The 25,872-nt window shown below is 72.8% G+C and carries 23 protein-coding genes; 9 read left to right on the forward strand and 14 right to left on the reverse strand.

Annotated elements, in window-relative coordinates:
• Positions 1-24: 24 nt before the first annotated feature.
• The 6 genes from ACFQS7_RS18605 to ACFQS7_RS18630 all read right to left on the reverse strand — a co-directional run bounded on the left by ACFQS7_RS18605 (position 25) and on the right by ACFQS7_RS18630 (position 7,631).
• Positions 25-2,301 carry a xanthine dehydrogenase family protein molybdopterin-binding subunit gene (locus ACFQS7_RS18605; RefSeq protein ID WP_380068611.1) on the reverse strand — a complete coding sequence of 759 codons (2,277 nt, stop codon included), beginning with the start codon at positions 2,299-2,301 and terminating at the stop codon, positions 25-27.
• Positions 2,301-2,780 carry a (2Fe-2S)-binding protein gene (locus ACFQS7_RS18610; protein ID WP_380068612.1) on the reverse strand — a complete coding sequence of 160 codons (480 nt, stop codon included), beginning with the start codon at positions 2,778-2,780 and terminating at the stop codon, positions 2,301-2,303. Before ACFQS7_RS18610 ends, ACFQS7_RS18605 begins: the two co-directional genes overlap by 1 nt.
• Positions 2,781-2,783: 3 nt before the next feature.
• Positions 2,784-3,653 (reverse strand): FAD binding domain-containing protein, encoded by an 870-nt coding sequence (locus ACFQS7_RS18615; protein WP_380068613.1) that lies wholly within the window; start codon positions 3,651-3,653, stop codon positions 2,784-2,786.
• Positions 3,654-3,795: 142 nt separating this feature from the next.
• Positions 3,796-4,767, reverse strand: coding sequence for a Bug family tripartite tricarboxylate transporter substrate binding protein (locus ACFQS7_RS18620; RefSeq protein ID WP_380068614.1), 972 nt, complete (start codon positions 4,765-4,767; stop codon positions 3,796-3,798).
• 66 nt (positions 4,768-4,833) lie between these two features.
• Entirely contained in the window at positions 4,834-5,997 is a 1,164-nt protein-coding gene (locus ACFQS7_RS18625) for a serine hydrolase domain-containing protein (RefSeq protein ID WP_380068615.1), read from the reverse strand.
• Entirely contained in the window at positions 5,997-7,631 is a 1,635-nt protein-coding gene (locus tag ACFQS7_RS18630) for a flavin-containing monooxygenase (RefSeq protein ID WP_380068616.1), read from the reverse strand. Before ACFQS7_RS18630 ends, ACFQS7_RS18625 begins: the two co-directional genes overlap by 1 nt.
• A gap of 172 nt (positions 7,632-7,803) precedes the next feature.
• On the opposite strand from ACFQS7_RS18630, the gene ACFQS7_RS18635 reads away from it, so the two are divergent.
• From ACFQS7_RS18635 to ACFQS7_RS18660, 6 genes are all read left to right on the forward strand, one after another.
• On the forward strand, positions 7,804-9,033 hold the full coding sequence (locus ACFQS7_RS18635; RefSeq protein WP_380068617.1) for an MFS transporter: 1,230 nt from the start codon (positions 7,804-7,806) through the stop codon (positions 9,031-9,033).
• A 28-nt stretch (positions 9,034-9,061) separates the two neighbouring features.
• On the forward strand, positions 9,062-10,018 hold the full coding sequence (locus ACFQS7_RS18640; RefSeq protein WP_380068618.1) for a D-2-hydroxyacid dehydrogenase: 957 nt from the start codon (positions 9,062-9,064) through the stop codon (positions 10,016-10,018).
• Positions 10,018-10,410: a hypothetical protein gene (locus ACFQS7_RS18645; RefSeq protein ID WP_380068619.1), complete on the forward strand. Its 393-nt coding sequence runs from the start codon at positions 10,018-10,020 to the stop codon at positions 10,408-10,410. The genes ACFQS7_RS18640 and ACFQS7_RS18645 overlap by 1 nt, the downstream gene beginning before the upstream one ends.
• 11 nt (positions 10,411-10,421) lie before the next feature.
• Entirely contained in the window at positions 10,422-11,168 is a 747-nt protein-coding gene (locus tag ACFQS7_RS18650; RefSeq protein ID WP_380068620.1) for an alpha/beta fold hydrolase, read from the forward strand.
• Between the two features lie 41 nt (positions 11,169-11,209).
• Positions 11,210-12,826 (forward strand): GMC family oxidoreductase, encoded by a 1,617-nt coding sequence (locus tag ACFQS7_RS18655; protein WP_380068621.1) that lies wholly within the window; start codon positions 11,210-11,212, stop codon positions 12,824-12,826.
• A 203-nt stretch (positions 12,827-13,029) separates the two neighbouring features.
• The gene (locus ACFQS7_RS18660; RefSeq protein ID WP_380068622.1) at positions 13,030-14,802 is read left to right on the forward strand and encodes an SLC13 family permease; all 1,773 of its coding nucleotides are present in this window, start codon (positions 13,030-13,032) and stop codon (positions 14,800-14,802) included.
• A gap of 77 nt (positions 14,803-14,879) precedes the next feature.
• On the opposite strand, the gene ACFQS7_RS18665 is transcribed toward ACFQS7_RS18660, so the two are convergent.
• The 4 genes from ACFQS7_RS18665 to ACFQS7_RS18680 form a co-directional block, all read right to left on the reverse strand.
• Positions 14,880-15,071 carry a hypothetical protein gene (locus ACFQS7_RS18665; RefSeq protein ID WP_380068623.1) on the reverse strand — a complete coding sequence of 64 codons (192 nt, stop codon included), beginning with the start codon at positions 15,069-15,071 and terminating at the stop codon, positions 14,880-14,882.
• Positions 15,072-15,074: 3 nt separating this feature from the next.
• Positions 15,075-16,760, reverse strand: coding sequence for an FAD-dependent oxidoreductase (locus ACFQS7_RS18670; protein ID WP_380068624.1), 1,686 nt, complete (start codon positions 16,758-16,760; stop codon positions 15,075-15,077).
• Positions 16,761-16,916: 156 nt separating this feature from the next.
• Positions 16,917-17,768: a DUF305 domain-containing protein gene (locus ACFQS7_RS18675; RefSeq protein ID WP_380068625.1), complete on the reverse strand. Its 852-nt coding sequence runs from the start codon at positions 17,766-17,768 to the stop codon at positions 16,917-16,919.
• A gap of 80 nt (positions 17,769-17,848) precedes the next feature.
• Complete coding sequence (locus ACFQS7_RS18680) at positions 17,849-18,220, reverse strand: hypothetical protein (protein ID WP_380068626.1); 372 nt, start codon at positions 18,218-18,220, stop codon at positions 17,849-17,851.
• 125 nt (positions 18,221-18,345) lie between these two features.
• On the opposite strand from ACFQS7_RS18680, the gene phaZ reads away from it, so the two are divergent.
• The 3 genes from phaZ (at position 18,346) to ACFQS7_RS18695 (ending at position 22,984) form a co-directional block, all read left to right on the forward strand.
• A complete protein-coding gene (phaZ, locus tag ACFQS7_RS18685; protein ID WP_380068627.1) occupies positions 18,346-19,542 on the forward strand; it encodes a polyhydroxyalkanoate depolymerase in 1,197 nt (398 codons plus the stop codon).
• A gap of 165 nt (positions 19,543-19,707) precedes the next feature.
• Positions 19,708-20,349, forward strand: coding sequence for a GTP cyclohydrolase I FolE (folE, locus tag ACFQS7_RS18690; protein WP_380068628.1), 642 nt, complete (start codon positions 19,708-19,710; stop codon positions 20,347-20,349).
• A 253-nt stretch (positions 20,350-20,602) separates the two neighbouring features.
• Positions 20,603-22,984 (forward strand): ATP-binding protein, encoded by a 2,382-nt coding sequence (locus tag ACFQS7_RS18695; protein ID WP_380068629.1) that lies wholly within the window; start codon positions 20,603-20,605, stop codon positions 22,982-22,984.
• Between the two features lie 29 nt (positions 22,985-23,013).
• On the opposite strand, the gene ACFQS7_RS18700 is transcribed toward ACFQS7_RS18695, so the two are convergent.
• The 4 genes from ACFQS7_RS18700 to ACFQS7_RS18715 all read right to left on the reverse strand — a co-directional run bounded on the left by ACFQS7_RS18700 (position 23,014) and on the right by ACFQS7_RS18715 (position 25,837).
• Positions 23,014-23,319, reverse strand: coding sequence for a hypothetical protein (locus tag ACFQS7_RS18700; RefSeq protein ID WP_380068630.1), 306 nt, complete (start codon positions 23,317-23,319; stop codon positions 23,014-23,016).
• Positions 23,320-23,403: 84 nt separating this feature from the next.
• Positions 23,404-23,787 carry a RidA family protein gene (locus ACFQS7_RS18705; RefSeq protein ID WP_380068631.1) on the reverse strand — a complete coding sequence of 128 codons (384 nt, stop codon included), beginning with the start codon at positions 23,785-23,787 and terminating at the stop codon, positions 23,404-23,406.
• Between the two features lie 299 nt (positions 23,788-24,086).
• Positions 24,087-24,683 (reverse strand): hypothetical protein, encoded by a 597-nt coding sequence (locus ACFQS7_RS18710; protein WP_380068632.1) that lies wholly within the window; start codon positions 24,681-24,683, stop codon positions 24,087-24,089.
• Positions 24,684-24,838: 155 nt separating this feature from the next.
• Positions 24,839-25,837: an Hsp33 family molecular chaperone HslO gene (locus ACFQS7_RS18715; protein ID WP_380068633.1), complete on the reverse strand. Its 999-nt coding sequence runs from the start codon at positions 25,835-25,837 to the stop codon at positions 24,839-24,841.
• Positions 25,838-25,872: the final 35 nt, after the last annotated feature.

Below are 25,872 nucleotides of genomic sequence, written 5' to 3' on the forward strand. Positions count from 1 at the left end.
GAAATGCTTTTTCCTCCCCAATCTTCAAGCCTCGTTGAGCCGCGCCAGCACCTTCGGCGGCGACATCGGCAGCGCGTAGAACCGCTTGCCGAGCGCGTCGTAGATGGCATTGGCGATCGCCGCGAGCGGCGGCACGATCGGCGCCTCGCCCACGCCGCGCACGCCCTGCGGGTGCTTCGGGTTGGGGATCTCCAGCATCACCGCCTCGATCATCGGGACGTCGGAGCAGACCGGCATCCGGTAGTCGAGGAAGCCGGCGTTATCGAGCTTGCCGTTCCTGTCGTAGAGGTATTCCTCCGACAGCGCCCAGCCGATGCCCTGGACGACGCCGCCCTGGATCTGGCCTTCCACGTAGCTCGGATGCAGGGCGCGTCCCACATCCTGCGCCGCGGTGTAGCGCAGCACCCGGACGATGCCGAGATCGACGTCCACCTCCACGTCCACCACATGGGTGGCGAAGCCCGGATCAGCGCCCACGGTGTTGAGCTGCACGCCGGCGCCGATCGGCCCGCCGGTCTCGGTCGCCTTGGCGGCCAGGTCGGCCAGCGTCAGCGGCGGGAACTTGCCGGCATTCGGCCCGGCCGGGGAGGCCTCGCCATTCTCCCAGTTCACCGCCTCGGGGTCGATCTTCCAGAGCTTCGCGGCGCGCTCCTTCAGCTGGCCGATCACCTTCTCGGCCGACTGCGTCACCACCATGGCGGAGGCGAAGGTGACGCGGCTGCCGCCCGTGAGGTTGCTGTAGCCGATGCTGGCGGTGTCGCCGATCAGCACCGAGACGCGGCTGTGGTCGATGCCCAGCAGCTCCGCGGTGACGTTGGCGATCGAGGCACGCGAGCCGCCGACGTCGGGGTGGCCGGTGGTGACCACCACGTTGCCGTCCTCGGTGATGTTGAGCTGGGCCGAGGATTCGCCGCCGGCATTGTACCAGAAGCCGGAGGCCACCCCGCGGCCACGCTTCACGCCGGGGCGCGGGTTGCGGTCGAGCGGCGCCTTGTAGTGGTCGTGGTCGCGGATGGACTCGATCGTCTCCTCGAAGGTCACCTTGCCGAAGGTGGCGCCATAGGCGGCCTTCGAGCCGGGCTTCGCGGTGTTCTTCAGGCGGATCTCCAGCCGGTCCATGCCCAGCTTCTCGGCGATCTCGTCCACCACGCATTCGGTCGCATAGGCGCCGAGCGGCGCGCCCGGCGCCCGGTAGGCCGCGACCTTGGAGCGGTTGGAGACGACGTCGTAGCCGACCGAGAGCACGTTGGCGATCTCGTACGGCGCGAAGGAACAGCCGACCGGCCCGCGCAGCGGCCCGCCCGGCAGGCAGCCCGCCTGGATGTAGAAGTCGCCCTTGGCGGCGACGAAGGTGCCGTCCTTCTTGGCGCCGATCTTGACCGTGCTGAACGACCCGGAGGTCGGGCCGGTCGCCCGCATCACCTCCTCCCGGGTCATCACCATCTTCACCGGGCGGCCCGACTTCTTCGACAGCAGCAGGGCGACGGGCTCGAGGTAGATGATGGTCTTGGCGCCGAAGCCGCCGCCGATCTCGGCCGGAATCGCCCGGATATTGCTCTGGGAAACCCCGGTCAGCAGGGAGGTCATGGCGCGGACCATGAACTGGCCCTGGCTGCTGCTCCAGATCGTCGCCTTGCCGTCGGCCGAGTAGCTGACGGTGCAGGCCTGCGGCTCGATATAGCCCTGGTGGATCGGCCGGGTGCGGAAGGTCCGCTCGACGATGATGTCGGCCTCGGCGAAGCCGGCCTCCACGTCGCCCAGCTTGGCGGTCATCGTGCCGGCGATGTTGGACGGCTTGCCCTCGAACTTGGCGAAGTCATGCAGGATCGGCGCGTCCGGCTTGATCGCGTCCTCGATCTCGATGACATGTGGCAGCACCTCGTAGTCCACCACGATCAGCGCGCAGGCGGCGGCCGCCACCTCCTCGGAGATCGCGGCGACCGCGGCGATGGGATGGCCGTGGAACAGCGCCTTCTCCCGCGCCATCACGTTGCGGCACATCCAGCGCATGTCCTGGATGCCGAGCATCACGGATGTCTCGAGCGGGAAGTCGACGATGTCCTTCGCCGTCACCACCGCCTTCACGCCCGGCAGGGCTTCCGCCTTGCTGGTGTCGATCGACCGGATCCGGGCATGCGCATGCGGGCTGCGCAGCACCTTGCCCCAGATCATGCCCGGCATGGTGTTGTCGGCGGCGTAGGTCGCGCGTCCCGTCACCTTGTCGGCGCCGTCGGGGCGGATGGTGCGGCTGCCGATCCACTTGTTGTCTTCGACGTGCAGCTTGTCGGTGATGACGTTCATCAGACGGTCTCCCGCATCTCGGCGGCGGTCTCGAGCACCGCGCGGACGATCTTGTCGTAGCCCGTGCAGCGGCACAGGTTGCCGGCCAGGCCGAAGCGCACCTCGGTCTCGGTCGGGTTCGGGTTCTTCTCCAGCAGGGCGCGGGCCGAGATCAGCACGCCCGGCGTGCAGATGCCGCATTGCAGCGCGGCCATCTCCAGGAACTTCTGCTGCAGCGGGTGCAGCGTCTCGCCCTTCGCCATGCCCTCGATGGTGCCGATCTCGGCGCCCTCGGCCTCGACCGCCAGGACCAGGCAGGCACAGACCAGCCGGCCGTCCACGGTGACGCTGCAGGCGCCGCAGTCGCCGGTGCCGCAACCTTCCTTGGTGCCGGTCAGGCCCAGCGTGTTGCGCAGCACGTCGAGCAGGCTGCTGCCCGGATCGGCGAGGAATTCCACCGGCTCGCCGTTGATGCTGGTGGTGATGTGGCTCTTCGACATGGGTCAGTTCCCCCCGGCGCGCGCGGCGGCGATGGCGACGGTGCGCTTCAGCAGCACGCCGGCGACCTTGGTGCGGTAGGCGATGGTGCCGCGCTTGTCGTCGATCGGGTTGCAGGCGGCGCTGCAGGCCGCGGCGGCGGCGTCAAGCGCGGCATCCTCCAGCCGGCTGCCGATCAGCGCCTTGGCGGCGGCCTCCACCAGCAGCACGGTCGGGGCCACGGCGCCGAGGCCGACCCGGGCGGCAGTGACGACGCCACCCTGCATGGTCAGGCTGACGCCGACGCCGACCACGGCGATGTCCATCTCGGTGCGCGGGATCATGCGCAGATAGGCGTCCGCGGAACCGGCCGGGCGCGGCGGCAGGGTGAAGCTGACGACGATCTCGCCTGGCTTGAGGGTGGTGCGGCCCGGCCCGGCCGGGACCGCTTCCACCGGCATGGTCCGTCGCCCCTCCGGGCCCTGCACCGTCACCACCGCCCCGGCCGCGATCATCGCCGGCACGCTGTCCCCGGCCGGCGAGCCGTTGCAGAGGTTGCCGCCCGGCGAGGCGCGGCCCTGCACCTGCTTCGAGCCGATCAGGTTGATCGCCTCCAGCACCCCCGGCCAGGCCTTGCCGAAGCCCTTGTGCTCGGCGAGCTTAGCGCCGGAGACCGCGGCGCCGATGCGGAAGCCGCCCTCCGGCGTCTGCACGATCTCGGTCATTTCGGCGATCTTTTTGATGTCGACGATGAGGCCGGGCTTCGCCGTGCCGGCGCGCATCTGCACCAGCAGGTCGGTGCCGCCGGCCAGGATGCGGGCGGCGCCCTGCGCCGCCGCGAAGGCGCCGACGGCTTCGTCCAGCGTCTGCGCCGCCAAGTATCGGATGTCGGTCATTCTCGTTCCCGTGATCGTTTCCGGTGCCCCATACGGCCAGCGGTCGCCGCCCGCGTCCACGGGCTGCCGCCCTGGTCAGGTGCGGGGCTTGCAACGACGCTACGCCGGGAAGTGCGGCCGGCATAGCCCCTTCGATAGCCGGCTATCCGGGTTTGGCGCCGGACCGGGCGATGAGGCCCGCCACGCGTGGCACCTCCTCGGCCAGGAAGGCGCGGAGCTCGGGCGTGCCCATCTGCGGCCAGAGCACCGTCGCGGTGCCGTCGAAGAACTCCTGCACCCGCCGGTCGCCCATCGCCTCCCGCATCGCGGCGGCCAGGCGGGCGATGGCCTCGGGCGGGGTGCGGGCGGCGACGAACAACCCGGCCCAGGGCACCGCTTCCGCGCCGGGCAGCCCGGCCTCGGCCACCGTCGGCACCTCGGGCGCCAGCCGCACCCGGGCGCTGTCCGTCACCGCCAGCGCCCGCAGCCGGCCCTCGCGGACATGCCCCAGGCTGGTCAGCGGGTAGTCCCACATCACGTCCAGCCTTCCGCCGATGACGTCGTTCAGCGCCTGGGTGCCGTTGGCATAGGGCGCATGGACCATGCGGATGCCGGTCGCCTGCTGCAGCGTCTCGGCGGCCAGGTGCGGCGAGGTGCCGACGCCGACCGAGGCATAGGTCAGCCCGTCCGGCCGCGCCCGCGCCGCCGCGACCAGGTCCGGCAGGCTGCGCCAGGGCCGGTCGGGCGCGGCGACGATCAGGTGCGGCGAGGCGCCGAGCCCGTGCACCGGTGCGAAATCCCGCTGCGGGTCGTAGCGCAGCGCGGGGAACATGGCGGATGCTGCCGCCATCGGCCCCTGGCTGCCATAGAGCAGGGTATAGCCATCGGGGGTGGAGCGGGCGACGGCCTCCGCCCCGATGGTGCCGCCGGCGCCGGGCCGGTTCTCCACCACCACAGACTGGCCGAGGCTGACCCCCATGCGCTGCGCCAGGGTGCGGGCGCTGGTATCGGTGATGCCGCCGGCGGCGAAGGGGACGATCCAGGTGATCGTCCGCGCTGGAAAGGACTGCGCCGCGGCAAGGCCGGGCAGCAGCGCGGGCGCTGCCAGCAGGGCGCGGCGGGTGGGACGGAACATGGCGTGGCCTCCCCAGGCGGTTTTCCCGCAGCCTAGCGAGGCAGCGGGGCGACCGCGACGATTCCGTCAGCCGGCGCGCCCGGCATAGACCGCCGTCTCGAACGCCGCGAACACGTCCAGCACCGCGGCATCGGCGAAGGGCAGGATCTGCGTCAGCAGCAGGCCGGCGATGCCGCTGCGCGGGTCGAGCCAGAACCAGGTATTGCCGAGACCCGCCCAGGCCAGGCTGCCGGCGGCGCGACGGCCCGGCACGTCGGCCCCGTTGATCAGGAAGCCGAGGCCCCATTTGCAGGCCATGCCGGGGAAGGGGTCGCAATCGTTCGACATCGCCGGCATGGCGCTGCGCAGCGGGCGGAAGTCCAGCGCGCCGATCTGGTTGCGGCCCATCTCCGCCACCGTCTCCGGCCGCAGCACCTGCACGCCGTCAAGCGTGCCGCCGTTCAGCAGCATGCGGAGGAAGCAGAGATAGTCCGGCCCGGTCGAGAGCAGCCCGCCGCCGCCGCCGTAGAATTCCGGGTTCTCCGGCAGGGTGAAGTCGATCGGCATGAGGCTGCCGTCCGCCGCGCGCTGGTGGACGCGGGCGCGGCGGGCCTGCTGCGCCGGGCCGGGGACGAAGCCGCTGTCCACCATGCCGAGCGGCGCCAGGATACGGTCGCGGACATAGTGTTCCAGCCGCTCCCCGCTGGCGGCCTCCACCGCCTGGCCGACCCAGTCGGTGGCGATGCTGTACTCCCACCGCTCGCCGGGGTCGAAGACCAGCGGCGCGCGCAGCGCTTCCAGCTTGCCGCTGCGCGGCGCCAGCAGGCCGCTGGCCGCCATGTAGCGGCCCATCTCCGGGTTCCAGGTGTTGTAGGTGAAGCCGGCGGTATGGGTCAGCAGCCGCCGCAGGGTGACCGGCTGCCTGGCCGGACGCAGGACCGGCGCGCCGGCCTCATCAAAGCCTTCCAGCACCTGCGGCGCGGCCAGATGCGGCAGCAGCGGCCCGAGCGGCGCGTCGAGGTCGAGCCGCTGCTCCTCCACCAACTGCATCGCGGCGACCGAGGTGATCGCCTTGGTCATCGAGGCGATCCAGAACACGGTATCCAGCGTCATTGGCGCCGCCGCGTCGAGGTCGCGCCGGCCGAAGGCGCCCTGGTACGTCGTGCCGCTGCGGTCGGCGGCCATCGCCACCACGCCGGGGACCGCGCCGCCGTCCACGGCCCGGCGCAGGACGGCGTCGATGCCCGGCATCAGGACAGCGCCAGGTCGCGGTAGCCCTCGGCCGCCACCCGGTCGCACCAGGCGCGGTAGTCCGGCGCGCTGCCGCTGTAGCGGGCGATGATGCGGGTCTCCTTGCCCTCGACGTTGCGGTTCACCCCGGTCATCCAGCTGTCGACCTCATTGGTCAGCAGGCCGGCGCCAATCTGCTTCACATGCTCGGTCCAGGCGGCGACGGCCTGGGCGCTGGCTTCCGCCCGGGTCAGGCCGCTTGCCTGCATGTGGCGCAGCAGGGCCGCGACCCATTCGACGTTGTACTCGATGCTGCGCGGGATGTTGCCCAGCGCGGTATGTGGGCCGAGCAGCATGAACATGTTGGGGAAATCCTCCACCAGCATGCCCAGCATGGTCTGCGCGCCCTGCGCCCATTTCTGCTTCAGCGGCAGGCCGCCCTCGCCGCGGATGTCGATGCGGTCGAAGGCGCCGGTCAGCGCATCGAAGCCGGTGGCGTAGATGATGATGTCGAATTCGTACTCGGCCTCGGTGGTCCTGAGGCCGGTCGGGGTGATCGCCTGGATCGGCGTCGCCTTGCTGTCCACCAGCAGCACGTTCGGCTGGTTGTAGACCTCGTAGTACCTGGTCTCGAGCGGCACGCGGCGGGTGCCGAAGCCGTGGTTCGTCGGGATCAGCATCTCCGCCACCCGGGGGTCCTTGACCCGCTGGCGGATCTTGCGGGCGACGAAGTCCGAGATCTCCTTGTTCGCCGCCCGGTCGGTCAGGGTGTCCTTGAAGTTCCCCACCCAGATGCATAAGCCGGGGGAGGCATAGAGTTCCTCGTAGAAGGCCTCGCGCTCCTCCTTCGTCACCTCGAAGGTGCCGCGCGGGTCGGGGGTGTGCAGGAAGCAGGAGAAGGTCTCCTGGCAGCGCTGGAACATGGCGGGGTAGTCCGCCCTGATCTTCGCCTGCTCCTCATCGGTGATCTTGCGGTTGTGCAGCGGCGCGCACCAATTGGGCGTGCGCTGGAAGATGGTCAGGTGGCCGGCGGTCTTGGCCACTTCCTGGATGGTCTGCACGCCGGTCGCGCCGGTGCCGATGACCGCCACCCGCTTGCCCGCGAAGTCGATCGGCTCATGCGGCCAGCGGGCGGTATGGAAGGCCAGGCCGCGGAAGCTGTCCATGCCTTCGAACCGCGGCAGGGTCGGCGCCGAGAGCACGCCGATCGCGGTGATCAGGTAGCGGGAGACGTGGCGGCTGCCGTCCTCCAGCGTCACCGCCCAGTGCCGCGCGGCCTCGTCCCAATGCGCGGCGGCGACGCGGGCGCGGAACTGGATGTCGCGGCGGAGGTCGAATTTGTCGGCCACCATGTTGAGGTAGCGCAGCGTCTCCGGCTGCGGCGCGAAATGCTCGGACCAGTTCCATTCCTCGAGCAGCTCCTTGGAAAAGGAGAAGCCGTAGGAATAGCTTTCCGAGTCGAAGCGGGCGCCGGGATAGCGGTTCCAGTACCAGGTGCCGCCGACGCCGGTCCCGGCCTCGAAGACCCGCGCCTTCATTCCCATCTCGCGCAGCCGGAGCAGCTGGAACATCCCCGACATGCCGGCGCCGATGACGATGGCGTCGTAATCCAGGGCCTGTTCGGCTTCGGCCGATGCTTCCAGCGAGGCGGACATCTTGACGTCGCTCCTGCATGCCATGGCGGGCGGGGCGCGGTCTGTTCGGTTCGTTTCCCCTGGACCGGCGGCATGCGGGACCGGTCCGGCGCGAGGTTAGACCCCGATGCGGCGGCTCTGCAATTATCGCCCCGATTGGACTCGGCGCGGCGGCCGCACCTAGCATGCGCGGATGTCCCCCCCGACCGTACCGCCCAGCACCGGCCGCGCCTGGCTGATCCTGGGCAGCGCCTTCCTGGCCTTCACGGTCGGCGCCAGCGTGATGCATTCCTACACCGTCTTCCTGCTGGCCTTCGTCGCCGATTTCGGCTGGACGCGGGCGGAATCCTCGCTGGCCTATTCGGTCGGGCAGCTGGTCGGCGGCTTCAGCTCGCCCTTCATCGGCAACCTGGTGGACCGGTTGGGAACGCGGCGGATGGTGCTGCTGGGCACCGCGCTGCTGGTCATCGGCCTGGTCGGCAGCGCCCAGGCGGATGCGCTGTGGCAGGTGGTGCTGCTCTATGGCGTGGTGATGACCTTCGGGGCGAATTGCGTCGGCCTGCTGGTCTTCGTGCCCCTGGCGTCGCGGCTGTTCCCGACCCGGCGCGGCATGGCGATCTCGGTCCTGCAATCGGCCAACGGCTTCGGCCGCGCCGCCTCCGCCCCCGCGGCCCAGGTGCTGATCACCGGGCTCGGCTGGCGCGGCGCCTACATGGTTTCGGCCGCGGTGGCCGCCCTGGTGCTGCTCCCCTTGGCCCTGTTCTTCGACCGCCGCAACGCCGCCGGCCGGGCCGCCCCGGCGGCCGTTGCCGGCGACCATGCCTGGACCCTGGCCGAGGCGATCCGCACGCCGCAATTCTGGCTGCTGTTCTTCGTCTACATGTGCACCAGCATCGGCAGCTTCCTGGTCTCGCTGCACCAGATCGCCTTCGCCGTCGATGTCGGCTTCGATCCGTTGTACGCCGCCGGGGTGCTGGGGATGGGCGCCTTCCTGGCGATGCCGGGGGTGATCGCGACCGGGACCCTGTCCGACTACATCGGCCGCGAGTATTCGGCGCTGCTGGCCTATGGCATCTCGATCGTCGGCGTGTTCTGCGCGCTGGCGATCACCGAGCCGGGCGACCACCTGCTGCTCTGGCTGCATGCCTGCTTCTTCGGCCTGACCTGGGGCGCGCGCGGCCCGGCGATCACCGCCAAGACCGCCGACCTCTTTCCCGGGCCGCGGCTGGGCACCATCCTCGGCGTCATCACCATCGGCTCGGGGCTCGGCGCCGCCATCGGCTCCTGGGGCGCCGGCTTCATCTTCGACGTCTCCGGCAGCTACCGCGTCGCCTTCATCGGCTCCATCGTCGCCTATGCCGCCGGGTCCCTCGCCTTCTGGGCGCTGCGCCGCCCGGTAGCCGGCCGCGCGGGCGGGGGATAGGCTCGCGGCCAAGAAGAAGGATCGCTCCGTGCCCGAACCCATCCGCCTGCTGCTCTGGACCGACACCCCCGGCCCCTACGAGGCCGCGATCGCCGCCGCCGGCCTCGCCCCTCGCGTCCGCGTCGAGGCGCTGTCGCGCAAGGCGCAGCCCTCCGAGGCACAGATTGCCGAGACCGAGGCGCTGCTCGGCTGGGGCGTGCCGGCCGGCCTGCTGCCGCGCATGCCGAAGCTGCGCTGGGCGCAGTCCCTGACCGCCGGCGTCGAGGGCTGGCTGGCGCTGCCCGACCTGCCGCCCGGGCTGATCCTGACCTGCGCCCGCGGCACGCATGGCGAGTCGATGCCGGAGAACATCCTCGGCGCGCTGTTCCACATCGCCAAGCCTTATGCCGCCATCGCCGAGGACCAGAAGGCAAGCCGCTGGACCCGGCGGGTGGCGACCCCGCTGAACGGCAAGACCCTCGGCATCCTCGGCCTCGGCGCGATCGGGCAGGAGGTGGCGCGGCTGGCCGTGGCGCTGCGCATGCAGGTGATCGGCACCCGCCGCAACCCGGCGCCGCTGCCGGGGGTGGAGGTCCTGCCGCCCGAGCGCACCGACGAGGTGCTGGCCCGCGCCGACTATGTCCTGCTGCTGCTGCCGGCGACGCCGGAGACCGAGAATTTCATGAATGCGGACCGTCTGGGCCGCATGAAGCAGGGCGCCTGGCTGCTGAATTTCGGCCGCGGCCAGGCGATCGTCGATGCCGACCTGATCGCCGCCGTCGGCGACAAGCACCTCGGCGGCGCGGTGCTGGACGTGTTCCGCGAGGAGCCGCTGCCCGCCACCCATCCCTTCTGGACCACGCCCGGCATCCTGGTGGTGCCGCATATGGGCGGCATGCACCCGCAGCGCGACCAGGTGGTGGCGAAGCTGCTGGCCGAGAATCTCGGCCATTTCCTGGATGGCAGGCCGCTGCGCCAGGTGGTGGACCGCAAGGTCGGCTACTGATGCGCCTCAACCACGTCGCCAACCGGCTCGACCCCCGCCATTTCGAGACGGTGGTGGAGATGCTGGTGACGCAGCTCGGCTTCCGCGTGCTGCGGCGGACCGAGCGTTCCATCTGGCTGCGCCAGGCGGGCGCCAACGTGGACCTGCAATTCAGCCGCAGCGAGACGACGCGGCGCGACGCCGACAAGCTGCGTTCGCAGGTCGCCTTCCTCAGCGAGACGCCGCGGGAGGCCCTGCAGGCGCTGGCCGACTGGGCCGCGGCGCATGGCATGGCGGCCAGCGTCGGCGCCTATTCCGACCGCGAGTTCTACCTCGACGCGCCGGAGGCCTTCGTCGACTTCGTCGTGGAGGCGATGCGCCCGGAACTGGCCGACTACGCCGTGCCGGATTGAAGGAGCCCTCCATGCCATTCCTCGACCGCCCCGACGGCCGTATCCGCTACGAGGTCCATGGCGCCGGCTTCCCCGTGCTGCTCTTCGCCCCGGGCGGGCTGCGGTCGCGGCTGGAGATGTGGCCATCGCCGCCCGGTGGCCCGGCGCGGCCCTGGGTGGACTGGACCCGGGCGCTGCCCGAGGCCGGCTTCGCCGCCATCGCCATGGACCAGCGCAACGCCGGGGAATCGCGCACGGAGATCCGCGCCGACCACGGCTGGCACAGCTATGCCGCCGACCACCTGGCGCTGATGGACCATCTGGGCTTCCAGCGCTTCCACGTGCTCGGCGGCTGCATCGGCGGCAGCTTCTGCCTGAAGGCGATCGAGGCCGCGCCCGACCGCGTGGTGTCCGCCGTGCTGCAGAACCCGATCGGCCGGCATCCGGAGCATCCCGAATACTTCCCCGACAGCCATGCCGAATGGAGCCGCGAGCAGCGCGCCGCCCGGCCGGAACTGGACGAGGCGGCGCTGGCCGGGTTCGGCCGCGCCATGTGGGACCACGACTTCGTCTTCAGCGTCCCGCGCGAATTCGTCCGCACCTGCCCGGTGCCGACCATGCTGCTGCCCGGCACCGACATCCCGCACCCGGCCGCGACCAGCACGGAGCTCGCCGCGCTGCTGCCGGGCGTGGACGTCCTGGCCGAATGGCGCGGGCCGCAGCACCTGGACCGGCAGCGCGGCCGCGTGGTCGACTTCCTCCGCCGCATGACACCCTGAGGCACCGCTGATACGCTTCCCCAAAACGAAGGGGGAAGCGCGTGTCGGACCAACCGGAGGAATTCGACTACATCGTCAGCGGGGCCGGCTCGGCCGGCGCCGTCGTCGCCGCGCGGCTGTCGGAGGACGGCCGGCACCGCGTGCTGCTGCTGGAAGCCGGGCCGCCCGACACCAACCCCTGGATCCACATCCCGCTCGGCTTCGCCCGCACCTATGTGAATCCCAAGGTGAACTGGAAGTTCGAGAGCGCGCCGCATGCGCACCTGAATGGCCGGCGGATGTACGTGCCGCGCGGCAAGACGCTGGGCGGCACCAGCTCGATCAACGGCATGGTCTACATGCGCGGCCATCCGCGCGACTACGACGGCTGGCGGCAGCGCGGCTGCACCGGCTGGGACTGGGATTCGGTGCTGCCCTTCTTCCGGAAGGCGGAGAACCAGGCGCGCGGCGAGGACGAGTACCACGGCACCGGCGGCCCGCTGAACGTCTCCGACCAGGCGGAGACCTCGGAACTGGCCGAGGCGATGATCGCCGCCGCCGAGCAGGCCGGCATCCCGCGCAACCGCGATTTCAACGGCGCGCGGCAGGAAGGCGCCGGCTACTACCAGTCGACCACCAGCGGCGCCCGCCGCTGGTCCTCGGCGCGGGCCTACCTGGCGCCGGCGCGCGGGCGGCAGAACCTCATCGTCCGCACGCTCTGCCAGGCGACGCGGCTGCTGTTCGAGGAGGGCCGCGCCACCGGCATCGAATACGCCTCCCCCGCGGGGCGGCAGCGGGCGCGGGCGCGGCGGGAGGTGATCGTCTCCGGCGGCGCCTATGGCTCGCCGCAGCTGCTGCAGCTCTCGGGCCTCGGCCCGGCGGACCACCTGCAGGCGCACGGCATCCCTGTGGTGCGCGACATGCCGGCGGTGGGCGCCAACCTGCACGACCACTTCGCGCTCTACATGCAGTGGCGCTGCACCAGGCCGATCACCTTCAACGATTTCGAGAAAAGCTGGCCGCGCAAGATCGGCGCCGCCATCCGCTATGCGCTGACCCGGAAAGGCCCGATGGCGGTGAACGGCATCCGCGCCGGGTTGCTGACGCGGACCGATGCGCGCCTGGAACGCCCCGACCTGCAGATCAACCTGCTGGAATGGAGCACGCTCGAACGTTCCGGCACCCGCGTCGTTGCGCATGATTTTCCGGGCTTCACCCTCGGCCCGGTGCACCTCTCGCCCGACGGCCGCGGCACGGTGCGGCTGAACGGGCCGGACCCGCTGGCGCCGCCGGCGATCACCTTCGGCTTCCTCGGCTCGGAGTACGACATGCGGGCCATGGTGGCAGGCGCCAGGCTGGCCCGGGCCCTGGTGCGGCAACCGGCCCTGGCGCCGCTGGTGGCGGCGGAGGTCTTCCCTGGGCCGGGCTACGACGACGACGCCGACCTCGAGCGCTTCGTGCGCGAATCCGGCGTCACCAACCACCACCCCGCCGGCAGCTGCGCCATGGGCACCGGGAGCAATTCGGTGGTCGATCCGCGGCTGCGGGTGCATGGCGTGGCCGGGCTGCGGGTGGCGGATGCCTCGATCATGCCCGCCGTCGTCGCCGGCAACACCAACGCGCCCTCGATCATGATCGGCGAGAAGGCGGCGGCGATGATCCTGGAGGACGCGGCCTGACCCGGTGATGCATCGCGGCGGCCCACCGTCGCAGGGTGGGATCCAGGCAAGGCGGGAGGGGCAGTAGCCCTCCGCCGGACGCCTTCGGCGTCCAACCCTCCGCCTGTCGTTGCAAGGCGGCCCGCCGATCTCGAGGCAACCCCCGGGGCCCCTCCGCAGTTGGCGCTGTCCCGCCGAGGAACCCCGATGCCGCCCTTGCCCGCATGACCCTCGACCAGGCGCTCGCCTTCGGCATCCTCGGCGGTACCGTCGGCCTCTTCCTCTGGGGCCGGCTGCCCTACGACCTGGTGGCGCTGCTGGCGCTGCTGGCCGGCATCCTCGCCGGCATCGTGCCGATGTCCGGCGCCTTCGGCGGCTTCAGCGACGACATCGTCATCATCGTCACCGCCGCGCTGGTGGTCAGCGCCGCGGTCGCCCGGTCCGGCGCGGTGGAGACCGCGATGCGGCCGCTGCTGCCGCATCTGCGCACCCGCCGCACCCAGGTGCCGGTGCTGGTGGCGGCGGTGATGGTCGCCTCGGTCTTCACCAAGAACATCGGCGCGCTGGCGATCTTCATGCCGGTGGCGCTGCAGCTGGCGCGGCGCACCGGCACGCCGCCCGGCGCGCTGCTGATGCCGATGGCCTTCGCCTCGCTGCTCGGCGGGCTGGTGACGCTGATCGGCACCTCGCCCAACATCATCGTCTCCCGCGTGCGGGAACAGCTGACCGGCCAGCCCTTCGGCATGTTCGACTATGCGCCGGTGGGCATCGTCATCGCCCTGGCGGGGCTGGCCTTCCTCGCCTTCGGCTGGCGGCTGCTGCCGGCGGCGCGGCGCGGCGCGGCCACGCCGCAATCGGCGATCGAGGCCTATACGACCGAGGCCCGCATCGCCCCCGACAGCCCGTTCGCAGGCCAGACGGTCGGTGCGCTGCAGGCGCATTCCGACAGCCGGGTCGCGGTCGCCACCATCCTGCGCGAAGGCCTGCGGCGCGACGCCCCGCCCGAGGCCTGGGTGCTGCGCGCCGGCGACCTGCTGATCCTGGAAGGCGAGCCGGAAGACCTCGAATCCCTGCAGGCCCGCGCCGGGCTGACCCTGGTGGGGGAAAAATCCACCGCCGACGACGTGCCGGAGGCGGCCAAGACCGTGGTCGAAGGCGTGATCACCGCGGAATCGCCGCTGGTCGGCGCCACCCCAACCGGTGCCGCGCTGGCCGCCCGCTTCGGGGTCAGCCTGCTGGCGGTGAGCCGGCGCGGCGAGCGCGTCCGCGACCGGCTGAAGCAGCTGGTGCTGCGGCGCGGCGACGTCGCCATCCTGAAGGGCGAGGCGGCGCGGCTGCCGGACACCATGGCCGCGCTGCGCATCCTGCCGCTCGGCGAACGCGGCATCGAGCTCGGCCGCAGCCGGCGGAGCTGGCTGCCGGCGGTCGTGCTCGGGCTGGCGATGCTGGCGGTGGCGACGCATGCCGTGCCGGTGACCGTCGCCTTCTTCGCCGCGGCCGTGGCCATGCTGCTGCTGCGCACGCTGACGCCGCAGGAGGCCTACCAGGCGGTGGACTGGCCGGTGATCGTGCTGCTCGGCGCGCTGATCCCGGTCTCGGAGGCGATCCGCACCACCGGCGGCACGGAATTGGTCGCCGGCTGGCTCTCCGGCACGATGGAGGCGCTGCCGCCGCTCGGCGCGCTCGGGCTCATCATGCTGGTGGCGATGGCGGTGACGCCCTTCCTGAACAATGCCGCCACGGTGCTGATGCTGGGGCCGATCGCCGGCAGCCTGGCGCAGCGGCTGGGGCTCAGCCCCGATGCCTTCCTGATGGCGGTGGCGGTGGGCGCGGCCTGCGACTTCCTCACCCCGATCGGCCACCAGTGCAACACGCTGGTGATGGGACCCGGCGGGTACAGGTTCGGCGACTACTGGCGGCTGGGGCTGCCGCTGTCGCTCATCGTGCTGGCGGTGGGCGTGCCGATGATCGCGCTGGTCTGGCCGATGGCGCGGTAGCACGAGGCCAGGGAGGAGGTATCCTCCCTGGACCCGCCTCTATTTCTGGGGGCTTGGCACCGGCCGCGCGGCGCGGCCTAGTCCAGGTCGCGCCGGGCCGCTTCCAGCGCCGCGGTGAACTCCGCCCGGTCGTCGAGCAGGTTGGCGAGGGCGAGCGCCAGCTTCGCCAGGAACAGCACGCGCCGGTCGGGCGGCACCGCGTCCAGCGCCTCGGCCAGCTGGTCGTAGGCGTCTTCCAGCGACGGCGTGTCGAGGCGTTTCGGCAGCATGGCTCAGCCCTTCCCACAGGCGGTGTCGAGCGCGGCCCGCAGCAACGCCGGCGTCGGCCGCCGCCAGCGGGCGCAGACATGGGTGTCCGGCCGGGCGAGATAGGCGCTGCCCGGCGGCGCGTCGTACAAGGCGGCGACGCGGCCGGCGGGATCGGCCAGCACCGTCTCCGCCCGCCCCGGCAAGGCCTGCGGCGCGACCAGCAGGCAGGCCACCGGCACCGCCGCCGCGGCCGCCGCGCGCAGGACCGCCTCCAGCGTCGCATCCGGCCCCTCCGGCCCGGCGAATCCGATCAACTGGAAGCCGCGGCCGAGATGGTCGAGCAAATGGTCGTCCGCGCCCAGCTTCACGTTCCGCAGCGGCGCGCCCGGCGGCACGCCGCCCGCGAAGCCGGCATCACCGGCCGCGTTCAGCGCCGAGCGCGCATAGACATGCGGCCGCGAGGTGCGCCAGTGCAGCAGCTCCTTGCAGAAATCCTCGCTCAGCGTGAAGGACAGCACCGCGTCGCGTAGCACCCGGTACCCCTCGGTCGGCGGGGTCATGAAGCGGGTGCTGCGGCCGGCCTCCGCGCAGATCTCCCGCGCCGCGCCGACGCGCTCCTCGGAATAGCTCCGCAGCAGCGCCGGGGGGGCGGCACCGCGCGCCACCAGCGCCAGCCGCCAGGCCAGCGCGTCGGCATCCTGGATGCCGGTATTGGCGCCGCGCACGCCGAAGATCGGCAGCAGGTGCGCCGCGTCGCCGACGAAGCAGACCCGCCCGGCCACATAGTCCGGCAGGGTCAGTGTCGAGGCCGAATAGACCGCGGCCCAGTCGAGCTCCCAGGCCACCGGCCGGCCGACCATGGTGAGGATCGCCGCGATGCGTTCCGCCAGCCGCGCGGGCTCCAGCGCCGCCTCCGCCGTCTCGCCGTCCGGCAGGCGGTAGTCGAGCCGCCAGATGCCGTCCGGCTCGCGGTGCACCAGCACGTTGTTGCCGGGGTTCCAGTCCGGGTCGAAGTAGCACAGCCGCTCGGTCGGCAGGCCGAGATCGGCGCGGATATCGGCGATGACGAATTGGCCGGCATAGGCCCGCCCCTCCATCCGCAGCCCGAGCATGCGCCGCAGCGGGGACCGCCCGCCATCGGCCGCGACCACCCAGTCCGCGCGAAGTTCGTATTCGCCCTCCGGCGTGTCCACCCGCAGCATGGCGCCCGCGGCATCCTGCGCGATGCCGACCAGCCTGCTGCCCCAGCGCAGGTCGACCAGCGGCTCGGCCTCGATCGCCTCGACCAGGTATTGCTCGATGTACTGCTGCTGCAGGTTCAGCCCGGGCTGGAAGCGGTCGTCCGGGTCGTGCGGCAGTTCCATCCGCCAGACCTCCCGGCCGCGGAAGAAGGACCTTCCGCGCGACCAGGGCAGGCCCTTTTCCAGGAAGGGGGCGATGGCGCCGGCGGATTGCAGGATCTCCTGGCTGCGCCGGGTCAGCACGATGGCGCGGCTGCCGTGCGAGACCTGCAGCTCGGCTTCCAGCAGCACGCAGCGGCAGCCCTGCCGCGCCAGTTGCAGCGCGGTCAGCAGGCCGACCGGCCCGCCGCCGACCACCACCACGGGCACCGCCGCCGCGGCGCCGTCCAGTTCCGGCGGCCGGCGGAACGGGTGCACCCGGTAGCGGTAGTAGATCGAGGCGCGCGGCGCCGCGTCCGGCTGGTGCATGCTGTCTCCCGGGTGGCGGCCGACACTCCGCCACGGACCGGGCGGCGGGTCCAGCGACGGCGGAACGCGTCCATGGAGGCATGCGGGTCCGCCGTCGCCTGGCCTGCGTGGCGCGGAGTCGCCCTTCCGGGCGCCCAGGCCCGCCGGCGATCCGCGCTAATGCGTCATGCCGTGCGCATGGCCGTGCTGCGGCGCCGGCCTGGCGCGCGGCGCCGGGTGGCGATGCGGGGCGGCGGCCGGCGGCGCTTCGGCCGGCGGCGCCGCATGGTCGGCATGCGGCGCGGCGCCGTGCCGCATCCCCTCCATGCCGTGCACCATGCCCTCGTCCACCGCCACTGCCGCCGCATCGCCCGGATAGGCGCCGATGACGCGGCGCATCAGTGCGATCTCCTGGCCCTGGTCGGTGACGATGTCGGTGTTCAGCAAGCCGAGGAAGCCGTTCCGCGCCGCCGGATCGGCGTGGTAGCCATGCGCCATGTCCAGCGCCGCCTGGTGGTGCACGATCATCGCCTTGGCGAATTGCACGTCCCGCAGGCTCACCGGCCCCATCGCCGCGCCCAGTGGCCCAGGGATGGGGGAGCGCAGGAAGCGCTGCATCTGCCCCATCCCCTCGGTCGCCGCCGGCTGCATCGCCAGCCGGGCGAAGCCGAGGTCGAACACCCGCGGCGGCAGCGCGAGGTTGCGCGCCACCTCGTCCAGCAGGCCGATCTCGAAGGCCTGGTTGCGGATGATGCCGGCGGCCAGCGCCCGCAGCATGGGGCTCCGCGCCTCGGGGTCGGCCAGGTAGTCGCGGCTCATCGACAGGGCGCCGGCATGGTGCGGGCGCATCCCGGCGACATAGTCGCGGTCGGCCTTGCGCGCGGCCGGGTCGGCCGGGGCGTACCAGGTGCTGGGCACCGGGGCGCCGCCGGGGTCGTAGCCGTCCTCGATGGCGGCGCGGGCCGGGCCGGCGAGCAGCGCGAGGGCGGCGGCCGCGGCCAAGGCGGTGCGGAAACTGGGCATGGGCATGGTCCTGTGGTCCCGCCACGGCATGGCGCGGCGGCCCCGGGTCGGGGGTGTTCATCCTGGCGGGCACGCGGTGGTCCGGTTCAGCCGGCGCGTGGCGGCCTCGGCTCGGGCGGGATGGCGCGGCCGGGCAGGCGGGCCGCCGCCGCGGCCCGGGCGGGCAGGGCGACCGGCCGGGCGCGCGGCGTGGCCGGCAGCGGCAGCGCCGCGACCTGCACCCCGCCGCAGAGGGCGGCGGCGCAGCAGGCCGGAGCCTCCGCCGGGTCGCCCGGCAGGCCGGGCGCCTGGTGATGCGCCGCCGGCATCGCATGGCCGGGGCAGGGGTCCGCCATGGCAGGGGCCTGCGCCGCCATCGCGGCATGGCGCGGCGGCGCCAGCGGCAGGACCAGCAGGGCGAGCGCCAGCAGCGCCAGCACGGCCCGCCGCAACCCGTCCGACCACCTCCCGCCGCGCATCCGACCTCTCCCGGCCGCCACCCGGGGAAGATGGGGTTTCCCCCCATGGGAAGGTCAAGGGCCATGCGATGCTGCCGCGTGGCCCTTTGCGGCGTTGACCCGGTATCGCCTACGGGAACCCGCGCGTGCAGTACCTGCTCTACCAGGCCCAGGAGGAATGGGCGGCCCGGATGCGGCCCCTCGCCCGCCACACCGCGGCCCTGCTGCGGGCCTCCGAGGCCGGCCGCGCCGCCAGCCTGCCGCTGCATCTGCTGCAGGACCTGGGCACCACCCATGCCAAGCCCGAATTCGGTCTGGCGGGGACGCAGGTCGGTGGCCGCCCGGTCCCGGTGCGGGAGGAGGTGGTGGCCACCGCCGCCTTCGGCCGGCTGCTGCGCTTCGCCAAGGACACCTCCCGGCCCGGCCCGAAGCTGCTGGTGGTGGCGCCGCTGTCCGGCCATTTCGCCACAAGGCTGCGCGGCACCGTCGCCGCCCTGCTGCCGGACCACGACGTGCACGTGACCGACTGGGCCGATGCGCGCGAGGTCCCGGCCGCGGCCGGTCCCTTCGGGCTCGACGACCAGGTGGCGCAGATCATCGAATGGCTGGGGGTGATGGGCCCGGGCGGCCACCTGCTGGCGGTCTCGCAGCCCGCCGTCGCGGCGCTGGCCGCGACGGCGCTGATGGCGGAGGACGCCAACCCCGCCCGGCCGCGCAGCCTGACCCTGATCGCCGGTCCGGTGGACCCGCACATCGCCCCGACGCGGGAGGGGCGGCTGGCCCGCGCCATGCCGGCCGGCTGGTTCGCCGCCGCCGAGACCGCGGTCGTCCCGCCGCCCTTCGCCGGCGCCGGGCGGCGGGTGCGGCCGGGGACGCAGCAGCTCGCGGCCTCGGTGCTGGCCGACCTGCAGACCCACGCCCTGGCGCAGGTGACGCAGCTGCGCGCCCTGGCCGCGGGCGACGCCGCCGCCGCCGCGGCGCACCGGGCGCGCTACGACGAGCTGCGGTCGGTGATGGACGTGGCGGGGGAGCTCTATCTCGACACCATCCGCCGGGTCTTCCAGTCGGCCGAGCTGGCGCGCGGGCAGATGGCTTGGCGCGGCCGGCCGGTGCGGCCCGAGGCGATCCACGACACCGCGCTGCTGGTCATCGAGGGCGACGCCGATGCGAGCTGCCCGGCCGGCCAGGCCAGCGCCGCCTTCGGCCTGTGCCGCGGGGTGCCGGCGGCCGCCCGGTACCACCACCTGCAGCCCGGCGCCGGGCACGACGCGCTGTTCGAGGGCCCGGCCTGGGAGGCGGCGATCTGCCCGCTGGTGGCCGGGGTGATCCGCGCCGGCGGCTGAGGCCCGCGCGCAACTCTGCCCTGGGCGCCGGGCCGGGCAGCGGCTAGGCTCACGGACCGGCTATTGCGCCTCCGGCGAATCGACCCATCTGCGCAGCGAAGGGCAGCGCTGCCGGTCAATCGACCGACCAGCCTTGAGCCGCCGCCGAGTCGAGGACCCGCCATCGTGAACATCCAGGTGCCCGCCAACGAGATCACCCCGGCCAATGCCTCGCTCGAGGGTCGTCCGACGCGCGCCGAGGCCGAGGCGGCGATGCGCACCCTGCTGCGCTGGACCGGCGACGACCCGGACCGCGAGGGGCTGATCGACACCCCGGCGCGGGTGGTCCGCGCCTACGAGGAATTCTTCGCCGGCTACGCCACCGACCCGGTCGAGCTGCTCGCCCGGTCCTTCGAGGAGACCGACGGCTACGACGAGATGGTGGTGCTGCGCGACATCCGGCTGGAATCGCATTGCGAGCACCATGTCGTGCCGATCATCGGCCGCGCCCATATCGCCTACCTGCCGGCCGGCCGGGTGGTCGGCATCAGCAAGCTCGCCCGCGTCCTGGAGGTCTATGCCAAGCGCCTGCAGATCCAGGAGAAGCTGACCGCGCAGGTGGCCAACTGCATCAACGACGTCCTCAAGCCCAAGGGCGTCGCCGTGGTGATCGAGGCGGCGCACCAGTGCATGACCACCCGCGGCATCCACAAGCCGGGGGTCACCATGGTGACCAGCCGGATGCTCGGCGCCTTTCGCGACGATGCCTCCACCCGCCGCGAGTTCCTGGCGATGATCGGCGGCCAGCGCGGCGCGATGGAGGGGTGACACCGACGGCCATGTTCGATGACCGCCGGCATGGCTTGCCGTACCATCCGGCGCCGGGCGGCTTCCGGCTTGGCGCGGATCGCGGAATGCGGGCATCGGCGTGACCCGGGGCGCCGGCCGCTGGTCGGGCGCGCCGCGTATCGATCATTCCTTCGCGTTTGAGTTGTGCTAAAGGCGCGCCGTCGGTGGAATTACCTGTCCGACTTGCGCCGAAAATCGCTTCGGCTGCAGCGCCACCGGCCGGAGCGGCAGCATGGACCCGCGCCCGATCAGCGTCGCCGACGCGCCATGCGCCGGGCCCGGGCCCGGGCCGGCGGCCGGAACCGGGCCGGGCGCGGCGGCGGAGGACCGCCTCGGCCCCTATCGGCTGATGGCGGATATCCTCGACAGCCTGCATCTCGGCGTCTGCCTGTTCGATGCGGCGGACCGCACCCTGCTGTGGAACCGCAGCTTCCTGCGGCTCTTCCCGGAACATGCCGGGCATGTCGCCGTCGGCGAGCCCTATGCCGCCAACCTGCGGCGCTTCTACGGCGCCCGCCTGCCGGCCGCCGAGCCCGGCATGATCGACCGCTGCATCGCCGAGGGCGTCGCCCGGCACCGGGCGCAGACCCAGCCCTTCATCTTCGAGCACCGCGGCCAGTGGGTCCGCGTCGCCTCCCAGCCGGTGCCCGGCCTGGGCCGGCTGCGGGTCTGGACACCCATCAGGCCGCCGGGGAACGCCGATGTCGTCTCGCCGCCGCCGGAGGACGGGCAGCGGCAGCCGGTGATGCCCTTCGGCACCGAGGACGGCGACGCGATGAGCCTGCTCGACGCCGAGGGCCGCATCGCCTGGGCGAACCATCGCTTCGCCCGCTGCTTCGGCCTGGCCGACCCGGCCGCGGCAGTGGGCCGGACCCATCAGGCGGTCTACCGGGCGCTGCTCGAAGCCGAGCCCGTCGCGCCGGACGAGGCCGCGGCCTGGCCGCAGATGCTGGCGGATGCGGAACGTTTCACCGGCGCGCCCTTCGAGCTGCCGCTGCCGGGCGGCGGCTGGCTGCGCGTGCTGCAGCAGCGGCGGTTCGACAACACCGTCGTCAGCAGCTTCGCCGACATCACCGCCATGAAGCGGCTGCAGCGGGAACTGGACCAGGCGCGCGAGGCGGCGGAACGGGCCAATGCGGCCAAGGACGCCTTCCTCGCCACCGTCAGCCACGAATTGCGCACGCCGATGAACGGCATCCTGGGGATGCTCGATTCGCTGAACGACGGGCGCCTGCTGGCCGACCAGGCCGGCTGGCTCGGCGTCGCCCGGGATCAGGCCGAGGCGCTGCTCGGCCTGCTCGACGACATCCTCACCTTCTCCCGGCTCGATGCCGGCCATGTCGCGATCGAGGCGGTCCCGGCCAGCCCGGCCGAGGTGCTCGACGCGGTGGTGCGGCTGCTGCGGCCGCGGGCGGCGGGCAAGGGGCTGGCGCTGCACGGCACGGTCGATGCCGCGGTGCCGCCGCTGGTGGTCTGCGATCCGGCGCGGCTGCGCCAGGTGCTGCTCAACCTCATCGGCAATGCGGTGAAATTCACCGAGGCCGGCGGCATCGACATCGCCGTCGGCCGCGGGCCGGACCTGCCCGGCGGGCGCTTCCTGCTGGAATTCACGGTGGCGGACACCGGGATCGGCATCCCGGCCGCGGCGCTGGGGCGGATCTTCGAGCCCTTCATGCAGGCCGACGGCGGCATCGGCCGGCGCTTCGGCGGCACCGGGCTGGGCCTGGCCATCTGCCGCGACCTGGTCGCCGCCATGGGCGGCGAGCTCGGCGCGACCAGCACGCCGGGCCGGGGCAGCCGCTTCCGCTTCTCCGTCGCCTGCCAGGCGGTGCCGGCGGCGCCCGCGGCGATGCGGCCGGAGCCCGACATGCCGGCGCTGCCGCCGCTGCAGGTCCTGGTGGTGGACGACCATCCGGTGAACCGGGAGATCGCCCAGCTCCACCTGGAGCGGCTGGGGATGTCGGTGGTGACGGCGGCCAGCGGCGCGGCGGCGCTGGCCGCCTGTGCCGAGCCCTTCGACCTCATCCTGCTCGACCTGCAGATGCCGGAGATGGACGGCTACGAGACGGCGCTGGCGCTCCGCGCGAGCGGCCTGCCGGGGGCCGCCGCGCCGGTGATCGCGGTGACGGCGCATGCCGGGGAGGAGCACCGGCTGCGCTGCCTGGCGGCCGGCATGCAGGGCTTCGTCACCAAGCCGGTCCGCCCCGCCGCGCTGGCCGCGGCGATCGCCGCCATCGCCGTCCCGTCAGGCGCCCCGCCTGCCGCCATGCCGGCCGACCAGGCGGGGACGGGCATCCTGGACGTCGGTCAGCTCGAGACCCTGCTGCGGCGATGCAGCGCGCCGGGCTGGGTGGCGCTGGTCGGGGATTTCGAGACCCATGCCCGCGGCGCCGTCGCCCGGCTGGCCCGCGCGGCGGACCGCGGCGACCCGTATCACGAGGTCGCGCACGGGCTGAAGGGGGTCGCCTGGAATTTCGGCGCGCGGCGGCTGGGCGACCTGGTCCAGGCGCTCGACGGGCTGGATCCGGCCGAGCTGCGGCAGCGGCTGCCCGAATTGCGCCAGGTGATGGAGGCGTCGCTCGCCGCGCTGCGCCGGCTGCGCCCCGGGGGGTGAGGCCGGCGCGCCGCGGCATGGACGGCGCCCTACCGGCAGTCCCGTGCGGCGTGCTGCGCGCTGCGGTCGGCCCGGCCGGCATCGCCCGGGCGGCCGCTGGCCTGGGCCCGGGCGGCGGCGTCCTGCGCCTCGGCCACCGCCTCGGCGCAGGAGGAGCCCGGCACCGGGACCATGGCCTGGGATGCCGCGGCATGGGGGCCGGGGACATAGATCCCGGGCGCGTAGGGCGAGGCCTGGGAATAGGCCGGCGGCGGCGGCGAGGCTTCCCGCCGCACGGCGCAGGCGCCCAGGGCGAGGCTGGGCCCGAGGATCACGAGCAGCGCGGCAATTCGCATGGCAAAGGGTCCGTCCCGGGGTGGAACGCGCCTCAGCGCGGCCTGTCCGGGACGGTTCCCCCGCCCTGGATCACCGACGCCGGATCATTCGGCCGCCTCGGCCTCGACCTCGACCAGGAAGCGCGGGTCGGCCAGGCCGGCGACGACCAGCAGCGTGCTGGCCGAGCGGGACTCGCCCTGCCAGGCGCCGCGCTTCGCCCGCCAGGCCGGGATCAGCGCCGGGTCGGTCAGGAAGACGGTCAGCTTCACCAGGTTGGCCGGGCCCATGCCATGTGCCGCCAGGATGGCGCCGAGATTGGCCAGGGCCTGGTCGATCTGCGCCTCCCCGGCCTCGGCCGTGCTGCCGTCGGGCGCGGTGCCGACTTGGCCGGAGATGACGAGGCGGCGCTTCGGGTCGGTGACCAGCACGGCATGGGCATAGGCGCCGGGCTTGTGGACGGCGGGCGGGTTCGAGGTCTCGATCGGCATGGCGTTGCTCCCGTGGCGGGGCGCGACGGCCCGGCCGGGACAGGCTTGCAATTCCGGGGGCCGAGGGCTATAGGAATATAGTCAAGGCAACGCGTCCGCCGCCTGCGTCCCGGTGCCCGCACAGGGCGGGTTGAGGATTGCAAATCCTCAAATCCTCAAGGCCCCCGCGGCGGAAGCCGGGAATTCCCGGCCATGGCGCGGAAAAGGTCCGGGACGGGCTCAATTCCATTTATTGGATTTGAGCCGGATTGAGCCGCATTGAGCCGGATTGAGCCGATCCCGGTGCGGTGGGCCGCGGCTCAGGTCTTCGGCAATTGCTCGACCGTCACGCCCGCTGGCGGCGCTTCGGGCAGGCTGCCATCCGGGCCCGGCGTGAGCCTGACCAGCCAGTCCTTCAGCGCCCGGCGCAGCTGGAATTCGAATTCGACGTTCAGGTCGTCCATCGCTTGGCGCAGCAGCGCCTCGGCCGCCCGCGGCCGGCCGGCATCCGTGCCGCTGACCGCGCGGCGCGACTGCGCCTCGACGAAGCCCAGGCGCTGGCCCTCGGCCGAGAGGATCTCCAGCCGGCAGCCGACCAGGCAGGTCAGGCTGTCGCGGCCCTGGACCATGGCCGCCTGGGTGACGACGAAGCGGGCCTCCCCGGTGGTGCCGACGGCGATCAGCCGGTCCTGCGCCATGGTCCGCACCGCCTCGACCGGCGAGGGCAGCAGCCGGGCGCCGATATCGCCCGACTGGCTCGGCGGCCCGCCCGGCGCCACCTCGATGGCGGCGACGTTCAGCGACAGCGGCGTCAGGTGGTTGAAGCGCATCGGCCCGGGCGGGACATAGGCAGGGTCGGGCGTGCTGCAGGCGGCGACGGCCAGCGGCAGCAGCAGGAGGGCACGCCGGTTCGGCATCAGGGGGGGGCTCCTGCCTGGGGTCTGGGTGTCAGGATAGGGGAAGCCGGTGAAGTTGCGAACCCGGTCCGGCTATCGCCGCGCGGCAGGCGCCGACCCGGGAAAACAGCTGAGGGGGGGCGGGGGAGATACCTTCTCCCCCGGCCTTGCCTGGCTCAGCCGCCGCCGCGGATTTCCGCCCGGTCGAAGCGGAAGTCGAGGTTGCAGAACTCGCAGGTCATGGTGATGGCGCCGTCCGCCTGCGCCATGTGGTCGAGGTCGTCCTCGCCGAAGCCCTGCAGCACCCCCGACAGCCGGGCGCGCGAACACCGGCAGCCGTAGGACAGCGCCCGCGGCCGGTCGAGCATCAGCCCCTCGGCATGGAACAGCCGGTGCAGCAGCTCGCGCGCCGGCAGGGTGTCGTTCAGCAGCTCGGCGTCGGTCAGCGTCCGCGCCAGGGCCAGCGCGGTGCGCCAGGCCTCCTCCTGCGCCTCGGCGTCCAGCATGGGGTCGATGCCGCCCTCGCCGGCGACCTTCTCCATGATGAAGGCGCTGGCCCGCCAGCCGGCGGGGGTCCGGGCGCAGGCCAGGCGGACATGGGTGCGGAGCTGCTCGGAGGTGCGGAAGTAGTGGTCGGTCATCTCGGCCAGGGTGTCGCCCTCGATCGCCACGATGCCCTGGTAGCGTTCCATGTCGCCGCCCTGGTCGCAGGTGAAGGCGAGATAGCCCGTGCCGAGCAGCTCGGCGTCGGTCGGCTCGGGCGAGGTTTCGAGCAGCGCCGCCAGGGCGTCCTTGTCGGCCATGGCATAGCCGCGCAGCGCGCCGCCCTCGGTGCAGTCGGCCAGCAGCATGCGCACCGGGCCGTCGCCCTTGGCCTGGATCGAGAAGCTGCCGCGGAATTTCAGCGCCCCCGCCAGGCCGGCCGCCAGCGCCATGGCCTGGCCGGCGAGGCGGGTGACGGCGGGGTGGTTGGCATGCCGGTTCAGCAGCGCATCGGCCAGCAGGCCGAGCTGGATCAGCCGGCCGCGCACCGGCTGGTCCTGCAGGTGGAAGGGCTGCAGGCCGCGCGGCACCACGATGTCGGGCACCGGCGGGCGGTCGTGCTGGAGGAAATCCGGGGTGGCGGAGGGCTGGGTCGGGTCGGACAATGTGGGGGAACCTGTGCTCAGGCCCATTAGATAAGGTGGGCGGCCGCCCAGGGCCACCCGGC

Source organism: Dankookia sp. GCM10030260 (assembly GCF_042666655.1).
Lineage (GTDB): Bacteria > Pseudomonadota > Alphaproteobacteria > Acetobacterales > Acetobacteraceae > Paracraurococcus.